Origin of the sequence: Imperialibacter sp. (genome assembly GCF_048007035.1) — a bacterium.
In the GTDB taxonomy this organism is placed as follows: domain Bacteria; phylum Bacteroidota; class Bacteroidia; order Cytophagales; family Cyclobacteriaceae; genus Imperialibacter.
In genome coordinates this window covers 5,563,153-5,576,661 of record NZ_CP180355.1, presented here as the reverse complement: position 1 = coordinate 5,576,661, position 13,509 = coordinate 5,563,153, and the positions used below count along the sequence as shown (strand labels likewise).

17 protein-coding genes are annotated in these 13,509 nt (G+C 47.3%); 13 read left to right on the top strand and 4 right to left on the bottom strand.

What is annotated here, in order from left to right; genetic code table 11:
* Positions 1-31: 31 nt before the first annotated feature.
* The 8 genes from ACMVP2_RS23995 (at position 32) to rimK (ending at position 6,435) form a co-directional block, all read left to right on the top strand.
* Positions 32-535, top strand: coding sequence for a hypothetical protein (locus ACMVP2_RS23995; RefSeq protein WP_416865432.1), 504 nt, complete (start codon positions 32-34; stop codon positions 533-535).
* Between the two features lie 89 nt (positions 536-624).
* Positions 625-1,761 (top strand): outer membrane beta-barrel protein, encoded by a 1,137-nt coding sequence (locus ACMVP2_RS23990; RefSeq protein WP_416865431.1) that lies wholly within the window; start codon positions 625-627, stop codon positions 1,759-1,761.
* 64 nt (positions 1,762-1,825) lie between these two features.
* Positions 1,826-2,158: a PadR family transcriptional regulator gene (locus ACMVP2_RS23985; protein WP_339792300.1), complete on the top strand. Its 333-nt coding sequence runs from the start codon at positions 1,826-1,828 to the stop codon at positions 2,156-2,158.
* A 3-nt stretch (positions 2,159-2,161) separates the two neighbouring features.
* Positions 2,162-2,881, top strand: coding sequence for a M23 family metallopeptidase (locus ACMVP2_RS23980; protein WP_416865430.1), 720 nt, complete (start codon positions 2,162-2,164; stop codon positions 2,879-2,881).
* 34 nt (positions 2,882-2,915) lie between these two features.
* Positions 2,916-4,007 (top strand): signal peptidase I, encoded by a 1,092-nt coding sequence (gene lepB, locus ACMVP2_RS23975; protein ID WP_416865429.1) that lies wholly within the window; start codon positions 2,916-2,918, stop codon positions 4,005-4,007.
* Positions 4,004-4,939, top strand: coding sequence for a polysaccharide deacetylase family protein (locus ACMVP2_RS23970; RefSeq protein WP_416865428.1), 936 nt, complete (start codon positions 4,004-4,006; stop codon positions 4,937-4,939). The genes lepB and ACMVP2_RS23970 overlap by 4 nt, the downstream gene beginning before the upstream one ends.
* Before the next feature lie 4 nt (positions 4,940-4,943).
* A complete protein-coding gene (locus ACMVP2_RS23965; protein ID WP_416865427.1) occupies positions 4,944-5,384 on the top strand; it encodes a YybH family protein in 441 nt (146 codons plus the stop codon).
* A 142-nt stretch (positions 5,385-5,526) separates the two neighbouring features.
* On the top strand, positions 5,527-6,435 hold the full coding sequence (gene rimK / locus ACMVP2_RS23960) for a 30S ribosomal protein S6--L-glutamate ligase (RefSeq protein ID WP_350123824.1): 909 nt from the start codon (positions 5,527-5,529) through the stop codon (positions 6,433-6,435).
* On the opposite strand, the gene ACMVP2_RS23955 is transcribed toward rimK, so the two are convergent.
* From ACMVP2_RS23955 to ACMVP2_RS23940, 4 genes are read right to left on the bottom strand one after another with little or no spacing between them, the layout of a single operon-like run.
* Complete coding sequence (locus ACMVP2_RS23955; RefSeq protein WP_317491396.1) at positions 6,432-6,794, bottom strand: phage holin family protein; 363 nt, start codon at positions 6,792-6,794, stop codon at positions 6,432-6,434. The genes rimK and ACMVP2_RS23955 overlap by 4 nt on opposite strands.
* A complete protein-coding gene (locus ACMVP2_RS23950) occupies positions 6,791-7,309 on the bottom strand; it encodes an acyl-CoA thioesterase (RefSeq protein WP_416865426.1) in 519 nt (172 codons plus the stop codon). Before ACMVP2_RS23950 ends, ACMVP2_RS23955 begins: the two co-directional genes overlap by 4 nt.
* A gap of 3 nt (positions 7,310-7,312) precedes the next feature.
* Entirely contained in the window at positions 7,313-7,855 is a 543-nt protein-coding gene (locus ACMVP2_RS23945) for a DinB family protein (protein WP_416865425.1), read from the bottom strand.
* Between the two features lie 7 nt (positions 7,856-7,862).
* Positions 7,863-8,372, bottom strand: a complete 510-nt coding sequence (locus ACMVP2_RS23940; protein WP_416865424.1) for a gamma carbonic anhydrase family protein — start codon at positions 8,370-8,372, stop codon at positions 7,863-7,865.
* A 317-nt stretch (positions 8,373-8,689) separates the two neighbouring features.
* Here ACMVP2_RS23940 and miaB point away from each other — a divergent pair, with 317 nt between their 5' ends.
* From miaB to secG, 5 genes are read left to right on the top strand one after another with little or no spacing between them, the layout of a single operon-like run.
* Positions 8,690-10,144 (top strand): tRNA (N6-isopentenyl adenosine(37)-C2)-methylthiotransferase MiaB, encoded by a 1,455-nt coding sequence (miaB, locus tag ACMVP2_RS23935; RefSeq protein WP_416865423.1) that lies wholly within the window; start codon positions 8,690-8,692, stop codon positions 10,142-10,144.
* Between the two features lie 30 nt (positions 10,145-10,174).
* Positions 10,175-11,464 carry a sigma-54 dependent transcriptional regulator gene (locus ACMVP2_RS23930; RefSeq protein ID WP_339792318.1) on the top strand — a complete coding sequence of 430 codons (1,290 nt, stop codon included), beginning with the start codon at positions 10,175-10,177 and terminating at the stop codon, positions 11,462-11,464.
* Positions 11,448-11,978: an LPS assembly lipoprotein LptE gene (gene lptE / locus ACMVP2_RS23925; protein WP_416865422.1), complete on the top strand. Its 531-nt coding sequence runs from the start codon at positions 11,448-11,450 to the stop codon at positions 11,976-11,978. Before ACMVP2_RS23930 ends, lptE begins: the two co-directional genes overlap by 17 nt.
* A gap of 37 nt (positions 11,979-12,015) precedes the next feature.
* Complete coding sequence (locus tag ACMVP2_RS23920; RefSeq protein ID WP_416865421.1) at positions 12,016-13,098, top strand: hypothetical protein; 1,083 nt, start codon at positions 12,016-12,018, stop codon at positions 13,096-13,098.
* A gap of 6 nt (positions 13,099-13,104) precedes the next feature.
* The gene (gene secG / locus ACMVP2_RS23915; protein WP_339792324.1) at positions 13,105-13,473 is read left to right on the top strand and encodes a preprotein translocase subunit SecG; all 369 of its coding nucleotides are present in this window, start codon (positions 13,105-13,107) and stop codon (positions 13,471-13,473) included.
* The last annotated feature ends 36 nt before the right edge of the window (positions 13,474-13,509 follow it).

The window sequence follows — 13,509 nt, the reverse complement described above, 5'->3', positions numbered from 1 at the left end:
CGTATATGGAGTATGGTCAACTCAGAACAACATGAACTGGATTTTTTCATCTTTGGCCGCAGCACTCATATGTAGCAGTGCAGCAGGCCGCCAACTAAGTATTTACTCAACAGGCTTCGGAGATAACGCAGAACAGATCATTGAACAAGCCAGGTTTTATGCCGATGAGCTAAGCATTGCATCCGGGCAGCCTCTCATCGTTATGGTGATGCTTTCTCACAACTTGCCAGACAATATCAGCGGAATGATGGTGCACGACGAAAATGAGGTGTTGGCAATGAGAAACGTAATGATCAAGCTCAATGCAGCCCTGCCCACTGACGATTTGAACCGGGCTCTCGCTCACGAAATGGTACACGTGGCGCAATATGCACGGGGAGATTTGATGCGGATAAACAACACCATGTTTCGCTGGCAGGGGCAGCTCATATTTGATTCGGCAAGCATCCCCTACCGGCAGCGAAAATGGGAAAAGGAAGCTTTTTTGAAAGAAGATGGGCTGAGAAAGGCTTACAAAAAACTAATCTCCCGCTAATAGAAGCCCATTAACCGGAAATGATGATTTTTTTGGTTGTTAGATGTGATGTGGCATAGGTATATTCAGCTTTTAGTTGTTAATATACCATGTTACAATCACTGAAACCTATCCTGGCGCTATTGCTGCTCGCACTTCCTTACATGCTCACCGCTCAAAAGGAGGCTTACCTGAAAACAAAAGACATCCTCTATTACGGCGCCATTCACGGCCTGGAAAAGCCTGACCCCAACAAAGTCACATTCGAGTTTAACAACGGCAATAAGAAAGATTTTAAGCCGGACGAAGCGCTTGAGTTTGGCCTGCCCGACGGTAGAAAGTGGGTGTCGAGAGAATATCAGGGTAAAAAGCAGTTTTTCGAAGAACTTGAAAATGGAAAGGTGGCTTTGCTGCTTCAGGAGCAGGGCAAAAGCAAGTCCTATCTGCTGGAAAAAGGCGAAGAAATAATCGCACTGGGTGAAGACAATAGAGATGAAAAATATTTTAAAGACGTGCTTGCAGCTCAACTGGAAGACTGCTACCTGACGGCGAAAACGATTGGGCTGGCCAAATACAAATCGGCCAACCTTAAGTATTTCATTTCACAGTATAACGACTGTGTGCACAAGCCATTCCCTAAGTTCAGAATAGGCCCCGCCATAGGGCTGAGGATGTACCAGAATGTGATCAAAAGCAAATTCTTTCCCAATGTTCCTGAAGAACACATTGCACCTTCTATTGGTGCTTACGTTGAATTACCTCTTTCTTACAGACCACAAATTTTCTTAGTCACGCAGTTGACAGTGGCACATTATTCATTCACTACCTACAACGAGTTTGGTAATATCGAAACTGGTATCACCTCTCAGAACACCCACTACCTCAAGCACACCGATCTCGATATCCCGCTGATGCTGAAGTACCGGTTTCCCTACTACAAAATTTCCCCCTATATCCAGGCAGGCCCCGCCTTTCAAATGGGGCTTTCTACAAAAGCGTACTCCCTTACCGATAGGTATGCATTCATCAACGGCCAGTATACCCAGGTTGAAGAAGATGCCTATGTTGAGTCCCGGGCACTCAACAACAAGTATTTTGGGGCCATGGCTGGCGCAGGCGTTGAAATCCCCATCAACCCTTACATCACCTCCATCATCGGCGTCAACTACTCTATCTACACAGCTGATGTGAACACAGGAAGCAACCGAAAAACCTATCCTGAGTTCTTTGTAGCGGTTACTTTTTGAGTAATACCTAATTTTCTTAGGTATTAACTTGACAATACATAAGACTTCTATATATATTTGCCTTATGTATTCGAAAGAACTATTAAAAGGAACCCTTCAAACCATCGTTTTGAAGCTGCTGGCAGAGAACGGCAGGATGTACGGTTACGAAATCACTCAAAAAGTGAAAGAGCAAACTGAGGGTAAAATACAGCTCACTGAAGGAGCCCTGTATCCCTCTTTGCACAAACTGGAAGCCGAAGGGCTGCTCGTGACCGAAACTGTCAACATTGGCAAACGTATCAGGAAGTACTACTCTTTGACGCCAAAAGGCAACGTACAAACTGCCAGTAAACTTGAGGAGTTTGCCAGCTTCATCAGCACGATGCAATTTTTATTGAACCCTAAAACTTCTTAAGTCATGAGAGAACTCACGGAAGCACAAATCAAAACAGTAGAGCAGGCAATCGCTGCTCAGTGTGGCAACACAATTCTGGCCAATGAGCTGCTTGATCACTCCTGCTGCGCCATAGAAGCATACATGGTGGAAGGGCACTCATTTGAACTTGCTCTGAATATCTCTCTGAGCACATTTGGAAAAAACGAGATGAAAAAAGTCAGCAAGCAGGTGAATAGAACTCGCCGTTACTACCAGCTAAAGAAGCAACCTCTGGGCTGGATCACGCCTATGATGGCTATAGGTCTGCTTTTTATCGTGGTAAATGTAGGTGCCAAAGACAGGCCCGACAGGAAGCCTACAGACAAGGATTTCAGGGTTAGTTCGGCTTTTGGAGAAAGAAAGGATCCCTTTGATAAAAAGACTAAGATGCACCTGGGTGTCGACATAGTAACACCCACGGGCACTTCCATTGTAGCCACAGCAGACGGTGTGGTTGAAAAAGTGGTCAACGACCCGGACGGCTATGGCATCATGGTCACGCTTAAACATGACGAAGGCTATCAGACATTATATGCCCAGCTTTCTGAAGCCAAAGTAAAAGTGGGCGACAAAGTGAAGAAAGGCGAGTTGATTGCTTTGTCGGGCAGCTCAGGAAGATCCACAGCCCCACACCTCCACTACGAGGTAATACACAACGGAAAAAGAGTAGACCCATCGCAATACTTCGGCGAAGCGAAATAAGCTACACATTCTCCATTAATTAAATCGGTCTCCCATGATTGATACCATGCCTGCCAAAGCGGGTAAACAGAAGAAGTCTGCCCTGAAAGACTGGGGAGAGTCCATCCTGTTTGCCGTTGTGGTGGCCACGCTGTTCCGCTGGCTGCTGTTCGAACAATTCATCATTCCCACGCCCTCTATGGAAGGGAGTATGCTGGTGGGCGACGAGATTGTGGTGAGCAAGCTGCATTATGGCACCCGCACCCTGGCCACGCCTATCCAGTTTCCCCTCACTCATCAAAAGTTCTGGGGCACCGAAATCCCTTCCTATGTCAACTGGATACAGCTGCCTATGTACCGGCTGCCCGGCTTGAGGCAGGTGAGGCGGATGGAGCCGGTGGTTTTCAACTATCCGTACGAAGACCAGCACCCCACTGACCTGAAGTCGCATTGGGTGAAGCGGTGCGTAGGGCTGCCGGGCGACTCGCTGAAAGTAGCCGAAGGTTTGCTGATAGTAAATGACAGTATCATGGCACTGCCAGCTCACCTCCAGTCAAGCTATTTCGTTGCTGGCAAGCAGCCACTGAAAGATCGTTTCTTTGAAGCCAACAACATAAGTGAGCACCAGGAAGTGAACGGCGGCTACTACGTGCAGACCGAACCCGCCACCGCCGAAAGAATCAAACAGCTGCCGTTCATTAGCAAAGTAGAGCATGTGGCTATGAACTACAGCTTCGGCGATTCGGCGAGCTTTCCCAAGGCAGCGCCACACGGCTGGACAACCGATAGTTTTGGCCCGGTATGGGTGCCGGCAAAGGGAGACACTATTGAAATCAATGACCAAAGCCTGCCGGTGTACGGCGCAGTGATCGTACGTTTCGAAGGCTGGAAAAATGCAGAAATCACAGACGGAAAGCTCTATATTAACGGCTACAAAACGAGTACTTACACTTTCCAGCAAAATTACTACTTCATGATGGGCGACAACCGACACAACTCCGAGGACTCAAGAACGTGGGGCTTTGTTCCCGAAGACCACATCGTTGGTAAGCCAGTCATGGTATTATTTTCCTCAGTGGAAGGGCCCTGGTATACATTGCCCGCACGAATCCGCTGGAGCCGATTATTTAACCTGATCAAAGAATGAAAAACAAACTGCTTGCCCTGCTCCTCCTTGCCAGCCTTGGTGCAGTAGCACAACCTAAGACAATGGCTATCACCATCGACGACCTGCCAGCACAAATGGGAGGCCACGATTCCGTGACGTTGATAGAAATGAACAAAAGACTGCTTGCTCACCTCACGAAGAGAAAAGTGCCAGCCATAGGGTTCGTTAACGAGCAGAAGCTGTACCGTGGCGGCACCATCATTGACTATCGCTACGACATGCTGGCTGCCTGGACCAGCAGTGGGCTCGAGCTGGGCAACCATACCTACAGCCATAAAGATTACAATCAGCTAACACCAGAGCAATTCTTTGAGATCGTTGAAAAAGGGCAACCCGTCACTAAAAAATTGATGGCTGAGGCTGGAAAGCCCTACCAATACTTCAGGCACCCCTACTTGCATAGGGGAAACACCGAAGAAAAGGTAAAAGCGTTGGAAGAGTACCTGCCAGCCCACGGGTACATCGAAGCGCCTGTCACCATCGACAACTCAGAATGGATTTTCGCCAGTGCCTTCGATAAGGCTTACAAATCATCGGACAAGGCAATGATGGACAAAATAGGCACTGCCTACATCAGCTACATGGCCGAAAAAGTAAAATACTATGAGCAGCAAAGCATGAAACTTTTCGGCAGGCCCATTGCACACACTTTGCTCATTCACGAAAACCTGCTGAACGCCCACTACCTGGGAGAGCTGCTGGATGCCTATCAGAGCATTGGCTACAGCTTTGTCAGCCTCGCCGAGGCCCTGAAAGACGACGCCTACTCTACTCCCGATCATTTTGTTGGAAACGCCGGCATCTCCTGGATGGACAGATGGGCCATTACACAAGGGAAAAAGGGCGACTTCTTTAAGGGTGAGCCTCGCTGCCCCCAGTTTGTACTCGACTATTCCGGACTCTCAGAATAAAAAAATGAAAACAATATTTCTTCTCTTCTTACTCTCCTACTCGGTAGCGGCCTACGCCCAAATCGACGATGATACGATTATCAGGAGGAATATCGCCGCCTTTTCTGACGCCATAGTCCATAGGGACACAGACGCCATTGCCAATGCCTACACTCCAGACGCATCGATCTTCCCAAACGGGTTTGACATCATCAAAGGAACCAAAGACATTAAGTCGTATTGGACACCAAGGCCAGGCACTACTACAACCTTCCACAAGATATATCCGGTGGAAATCGTCGTTAATGGCAGCACTGCCTATGACCATGGCTACTACGAAGTAAGCGGCATCAATGATGGCAACCCGTTCCAGGGCGTGAGGGGAAAGTATGTGATTGTTTGGAAAAAGCTGGATGGACAATGGAAGATCTACCTGGACATTTGGAATCGGGCTGTTTCAAAATGATCTTTCCAGCGTCGCCTGCTGCCTCTTTTCACCGGCTGCCCTGCTCATATATTTTCATCAGTCACCCCAACTTTTTTGGACTATTGGCGAATTAGCCTACCTTTCGGCGACATTAACCACATTAGAAAAAAGTCCCCGTTTGATGAAAATTGCCATCCTGTCTCGCAATGCAAAACTCTATTCTACCCAACGACTGGTCGAAGCTGCCCTACAACATGGGCACGAGGTAGATGTGATCGACCATCTGAAATGCATCATCATCACCGAGCAGAAAAAACCAGCCATCTATTATAATGGAAAATACCTGGAAAACTACGATGCCGTCATTCCGAGGATAGGTGCATCCGTGACCTTCTATGGGTCGGCTGTTGTCAGGCAATTCGAAATGAAAAAGGTGTTTTCCACAGTGGAATCACAGGCGCTTATCCGCTCAAGAGACAAGCTGCGCAGCCTCCAGATACTCTCCAGAGACGGGCTTGGCTTGCCCAAAACGGTATTCACCAACTACAGCATGGATGTAGATGAAATCATTTCAGAGGTGGGCGGTGCGCCTGTCATCATCAAGCTTTTGGAAGGAACGCAGGGGCTTGGCGTGGTGCTGGCTGAAACAAAGAAGGCTGCTGCTTCGGTTATCCAGGCTTTTCACAACCTGAAAGCCCGGATCATTGTGCAGGAGTTCATCAAGGAGTCAAAAGGGGCCGACATCAGGGCCTTTGTGGTTGATGGCAAGGTGGTGGGTGCCATGAAAAGGCAGGGGAAAGAAGGTGAGTTTCGTTCCAATTTACACAGGGGCGGCAGCTCCGACATCATCAAACTGAGCAAGGTAGAAACTGCTGCAGCCATCAAAGCGGCCAAAGCACTTGGGCTTCAGGTAGCTGGTGTCGACATGCTGCAGTCGTCGAGAGGACCATTAATTATTGAGGTGAATTCATCGCCTGGCCTCAAAGGCATTGAGTCCGCCACCGGTGTTGATGTTGCCGGAAAAATCATCCAGTACATTGAAAAGAATGCCCCTTTGAGTAAGATTCAAAAGGACAAAATCAACGCCTAACGACGGCGATCAGGGTTGTCTGATTTGGCGCTCAGCTCATTCAGCATAGAATTGATGATGGAGAGAATAAGACTGAAGGCAAGGGCCCACCAGAAGTTATCTATGTAGAAACCATCGATAAAGTAGTCGGCAATCATAATGATCAGTGCGTTGATCACCAAAAGAAACAGCCCCAGCGTTAAAAAAGTAATGGGAATGGTAAACAACACCAGAATTGGCTTTAGCGTTACGTTGAGCAGCGAAAGAAACACAGCCACCAGAAAGGCAACCCAAAATCCTTCGACAGTAACACCTGGCAATAAGTAAGAGGTAAGGATTACCGAAATAGCTGAGAGTAGAAGCTTGATCAGGAAATTCATAGGCTTATTAGTCCGTCCTTTATTTGTTTAATTCTTTCGTTAAAAGTAATCAAAGTATGGTCAAATCCCTCAATTGAAGCCGCTTTCAGATAATTCTCGATCACTTCCGGATGATCCGCTGACTTCCCTTTCATCACATCAATATAGCGAAGATGGGTCCATAGCACGGTCTTCAGCTGCGTCTTTTCCTTGTTGAGCATCACATATTCTACCAGCACATTCTGTTTGTCGTGCCAAATAATCCTGGAGATCAGTGTCACCCACTCCCCCATCATCGCCGCCCTTACATAGGCGATCTGGTGATTGTACACCACCCACGACTGCTTGTACTTGATGAAAATTTCAGATGGTTCGATGTCGTAAAGCTTCGGCACCTGGTCTTCTCTCGCATTGAAGAAATAATCGAAGTACTTGGCATTGTTCAAATGCTGCAGCGGGTCGCAGTCCTGAAAGCGAATCACTGCCTTCATTTCTGTCTCCTTTGGGTATTTCCTATTGGGGTCGTACTTAAACATAGGCTACAGGCCGTAACGTTCTTTCAATATATTCATATGGTGCTGCAAATGGCCGGCAGTGATGAATACAATCGCAGCCACGCTTATTGACTTCCCATTGGAAACGCCCGTTCTCGAAATCGCCTCCCTGGTGAATGAAGCATAGAGAAGAATGTTGCTCTTCCTCAAATGGCTAAACTGTAGCAGCAGGCTTTCAGGGCTGACCTCGGCAAGGTCACTTTCTTCAACATAGGCGTTCTCATCAAACCCCGGAAGCTCGTTTTTATCGCCTCTGGCAAACGTGGCCGCTCTGAAAGCAAACACCCTTTCAGCGTCGATAATATGGCCGAGCACTTCTTTTACCGACCACTTACCTTCGGCATACCGATAGTCCCACTGGTCTTTTTCGATTCTCTCAAGCATGAAAGAAAATGTGTGCAGCTGGTCTTCGAGAATATGCAGCAAATTGCCCGATGGAAGGGCGTCGACATATTTGTGATAGAAGGCGGGATACTCATCGTAAGCCGGCCTCTGATCCAACACCTGCGAAACTAAAAACTGACTCATAGTGAACCTATTTAAACCATTCTGAATACTTGATATAATTACCTGCCGTCCGTGTGAATACCTGACGAAGCTCGTCATTGACAGGCTTTACTTTCTTCGCAGGCACTCCGGCGTAAATAAAACCACTCTCCACCCTTGTTCCCTCCAGCACAACCGCCCCTGCAGCAATCAAAGCCTCCGACTCTACCACTACCCCATCCATTACTATGGCACCCATGCCCACCAGCACATTGTCGTGTATAGTGCAACCGTGTACAATGGCATTGTGCCCAATCGAAACATTGCTGCCAATGGTAGTCGCAAACTTCTGGTAAGTGCAGTGAATCACTGCGCCGTCCTGGATATTCGTATTGTCACCTATTTTAATGACATTCACATCCCCCCGCACAACCGCATTGAACCACACCGTACAATTGTTGCCCATTTCTACTTCACCCACAATGGTTGCATTTTCTGCAAACCAACAGTTAACTCCGAAGCTGGGGTATTTGCCTTTTACAGCTTTGATTAATGCCATAGGAATGACTTTGCTGAACTTTTTCTTCTCAAAAAATAATATAATACCGCAAACATAATTGCGCCCGGGTAGTTTACCAACCAAGCGCCATTCTATTATAGGCGATAAGCAATAAGAAATTGCTCTGTGGGTGTCAGCAAAGCAAGCGCAACTGAGTTTTAGGTAGGTTTAATTATTTGATGTATGAAAATAAGAAGGAGGCTTGTTGTCTCCTTTTTATTTTACTGCCATTCTGTCATTTTCATGCCCAATTGTTAACTTTGCACACTTATTGAATGAGGTGCTGCTTTTGCGCTCCCAGTTTGTGTTTAAAGCATATGGATCAAATAATTAACGACATAGACATCATCTCTCCGGAGGAAGCCGCCTGCGAGACTGTCAAAATATCGAAGGAGTCGAATAACCCCACAGCAAGAAAAATGTACATCGAGTCGTACGGCTGTCAGATGAATTTTTCAGACAGTGAAATAGTGACTTCTATTCTAAAAAAAGATGGCTTTGACACTACCTCTTCTTACGAGGATGCTGACCTTATTTTACTAAACACCTGTTCTATCAGAGAAAAGGCAGAACAAACTGTCAGACACCGCCTTGGTCAGTTTCAAACCGTGAAAAAACGCAAGCCGGAAGTGCTCATAGGGGTGTTGGGCTGCATGGCCGAGCGACTAAAGTCAAAGTTGCTGGAGGAAGAAAAGATCGTGGATCTGGTAGTGGGCCCGGATGCTTACAGAGACCTCCCGCTCCTGGTGGGGCAGGCCGAAGAAGGCGAAAAAGGCGTCAACACGTTCCTTTCAAGAGAAGAAACCTACGCCGATATCAGTCCGGTCAGGCTCAATTCCAACGGCGTAACAGCCTTTATCTCTATCATGAGGGGCTGCGACAACATGTGCTCCTTCTGTGTTGTGCCCTTCACCCGTGGCAGAGAGCGCAGCCGTGACCCCTATTCTATTGTAGCTGAGGCCACCCAACTGTTCAATGATGGCTACAGGGAAGTGACGCTGCTGGGCCAAAATGTAGACTCCTATAAGTGGTCGCACCTTGAAAACAACAAGGCAAGACTAGAGAAAGAGGGAATAGAGGACGTAGTCAACTTTGCACACCTGCTCGAAATGGTGGCAAAGGTGCATCCTGATTTGAGGATCAGGTTTTCTACCTCTCACCCAAAAGACATTACCGACGAGGTGTTGCATACAATGAAAAAGTATGACAACATCTGTAAATACATTCACTTACCAGTTCAAAGCGGGAACTCAGCCGTACTCGACAGGATGAACCGCACCTACGACCGTGAGTGGTATATCAACCGGGTCGATGCCATTCGCCGGATACTCGGCGAAGATTGCGGCATTTCGTCAGACATGATTGCAGGCTTTTGCAACGAAACCGAGGAAGAGCACCAGGATACGCTGTCGCTGATGGACTACGTCATCTACGACTTTGCTTACATGTTTTATTACTCAGAGCGGCCTGGCACGTTGGCAGCAAAGAAGTATGTAGACGATGTACCGTTGGAGGTAAAGAAACGCAGATTGCAGGAGATCATCGATAAACAAAGGCTTCATGCGCTGGAAAGAAATCAGCGGGAGTTAAATAAAGTACATACAGTACTGATTGAAGGAGCCTCCAAAAAGTCTGAATTACATCTTCAGGGTCGCAATTCCGCCAATAAAGTAATCGTTTTCCCGAAAGAGCAATTCAAAAAAGGGCAGTATGTCGAGGTGCTGGTAAAAGAATGCACAGGCGGAACGCTCCTTGGAGAGGCCGTTAAGTAATCACACTTTTATTTTTGTTCACAGACGTTGATGGCAGTGAGAGACGAGGAAATTCAGAGTATAAAGCAGAGGTTTGGTATCGTTGGCAGCAGTCCGGCGCTCAATCACGCTATTCAGGTAGCCTCGCAGGTGGCACCCACCGACATGAGTGTGCTCATCACCGGCGAAAGTGGCAGCGGTAAGGAATCCTTTTCCAAAATCATTCATTCGCTCAGTCACCGCAAGCATGGCCAGTTCATTGCCATCAACTGCGGCGCCATTCCTGAGGGCACTATCGATTCTGAGCTTTTCGGTCACGAAAAGGGCTCTTTTACGGGTGCTCACGAAGCTCGAAAAGGATATTTTGAAGTGACCAACGGTGGAACCATATTCCTTGATGAAATAGGCGAAATGCCCATGAGCACGCAAGCCCGGCTCCTCCGGGTGCTGGAATATGGTGAGTTCATCAAGGTGGGCTCTTCCAAGGTGCAAAAAGGTGATGTAAGGGTCATAGCAGCCACCAACGTCAACCTGCTGGAAGCCGTAGAAAACAAAAAATTCAGGGAAGACCTGTACTACAGACTGAACACCGTCCCGATCTATGTGCCGGCGCTTAGGGAGCGGGGGGAAGACGTCGACCTGCTCTTCAGAAAGTTTGCAGCCGACTTCTCCGAAAAATACAGGGTCACTCCAATCAAGCTAACTCCGGAGGCCAAAATTCTTCTGCTTAAGTTCAGGTTTCCAGGCAACATAAGGCAGCTCAAAAACCTGGTAGAGCAAATGTCGGTGCTGGAAATGGAGCGGGAAGTGACTGCGGAAAGGCTGGCCACCTATCTGCCCCAAAATGAATCGAGACTACCAGCATTGCTGAGGTCGCAGGTAAATGGCGAGAGCTCATTCTCCGAAAGAGACATACTTTACAAAGTCCTTTTTGATATGAAAAAGGACGTATCAGAACTCAAAAAGCTTGTTTTCAGGCTGCTGGACGATAGCGAAGGAAGCAAAAACGAAATTTTAAGAGATCATCAAAACCTCTTCGAAGACATGGACCAGGAGGTGGAGGACATAACCGACGAGCCCTCTTCTACTCCCTATCTTATTCAACCATCCCAATCCTCTTCGGGCCATTCAGGCAAGTATGACCCCAATCGGATTGAAGACATCACCCATGAGGCCGAGGAAACAGAAAACGAGTCGCTCTCTTTAGAGAAAAAAGAAAAGGAAATGATCATTCGGGCGTTGTTAAAAAACAACAATAAGAGAAAATATGCAGCACAGGACCTTGGCATTTCGGAAAGAACGCTCTACCGCAAGATCAAACAGTATGAAATTGAAGAATAGCAACCTGCTCTGTTTGCTGCTGTTGCTTGGTGGTTTGTCAGGCTGTGGTGTCTATTCATTCACCGGTGCCAACATTTCGCCCGATGTAAAAACAGCTTCCATCCAGACCTTCTACAACAACTCACCGCTCGGCCCATCCAATATGAGCGTGCTGTTTACTGAGAAGCTAAAGGACTACTTCACTAAGAACACAAGCCTTACCCTGGTGCAGGACGAAGGTGATTTGCAGTTTGAGGGCACCATCGAAAACTACACCCTGACACCGGTTGCACCCCAGGCCAACAACACATCCGGACTGAGCTATTCCGCCCTGACCAGAATCACTATTTCAGTGAAGGTTTCCTATACGAACACCAAAGATGAAACCTTCAACTACCAAAGCAGAAACTTCTCCTTCTACCGGGATTTTGATCAAAATAGCACCAACCTTTCATCCGAAGAACAGTCATTCGTCGAAGAGATATTTGATCAGATCGTTCTCGATATATTTAATAGTTCTGTGGCTAATTGGTAATTTTTCATAACTTTCAATTGCCATAAACCTATTTACTGTGAACAAAAAAGAGGTACTGCAAATCATTCGCAATCCTAAAGCCATCACTACCGGTCAATTGAAGGACATTGAGGAGATGGCTGCAGACTACCCCTATTTTCAGGGAGCCCACACCCTCGTTGCCATTGGCAACAAGAGCCAATCGTCCCCCGATGCTCAAAAAAGCGTTGTGAAAGCAGCACTGTACGCCACCGACAGGATGTACCTGAAAGAGCTTCTTGCGGGCAACATCAGCCAACGGGATACTGCTGTTATCGAGTCACCGCCTGTTGAGCCTGCCAAAGAGGAAACGCCCTCTGTTGAGCAACCTGAGGTGGTTGAAGAGCCGGTAGCAGAAACACCGCAGGCTTCTCCGGTGGCAGCTGTAGCGCCAGCACAAAAAGAAGAGGCTGAGGCACCTCCTTTTGAGCCGGATCCTGCACCATCCGACACCGACTACAGTTCGCATGAGCACCTAAGCGACTCGGAGCACGATGACCTTCTGAAGCAAGTGTTTGCCAACCTCGAGGCATTGAAAAAGACCAAGTCTCACTACCTTGAAGTGGAAAGAAAGCTTGAAGATGCGGAGTTTGAAGAGGCCCAGGCCAAAGCGGTAAAAAAGGCAACCAGCAACCAGGCGAAACCTAAACCCAGTCAAAAAAAAACGGTTAAAACTTCTGCCAGGGACACTTCGGCTACCAAAAAAAAAATAGCTAAAACTACCACTTCAGGGCAGGCAAAGCAAAAATCAGCCGGAGCGACTAAGGGCAAGGCAGCAGGCTCCTCAGCATCTAAACCGGCAACGGCCAAAACTGGTGCTAACCCCATAAAAAAAAACGATCAGGCGAGCATCATTGACGCCTTTATAAAGACCAATCCGTCGATCAAACCACAGACGCAGGAAAGTCAGAAAGCAGATACAAAAGACCTTTCGGAGCCTTCACAAAAGTTGAAAGACGAGCTTGTAACGGAGAATCTGGCGCTCATTCTTACCAAGCAGGGGAAAAATGAAAGAGCCGTTGAGGTTTATGAGAAATTAATTTTGAAAATTCCTGAGAAAAAGGCGTACTTTGCGGCTCGTATTGCAGATTTACAAAAATAACCCTTCATGTTAGCAGTAATAATAGGTTTAACAATACTCGCAGCGTTATTGCTTGTATTAGTAGTATTGGCACAAAATTCTAAAGGTGGTGGCCTTTCCAGCCAGTTTGGCGGAGCAGGTGCCAGCCAGGTAATGGGTGTGAAAAAAACAGGCGATATTCTTGAAAAAGCAACATGGGGCTTGGCTATCGCCATCATGGTTTTAAGTCTGTCAACCAATTTCTTTCTTGACACAACTGCCAGAGACTCTGGAATAAATAGCCCAAACATTAACAGAGCGCAGGAGAAAACGATCATACCTGGCATGCCAACGGATGGTGGCGCTGAAGAAGAGGCTCTTCCGTTGAACCTCGACACTGACACTACTCAGCAGTAAAAGAATACCGAAAAATACAGAAGCCCAGTCGACTTG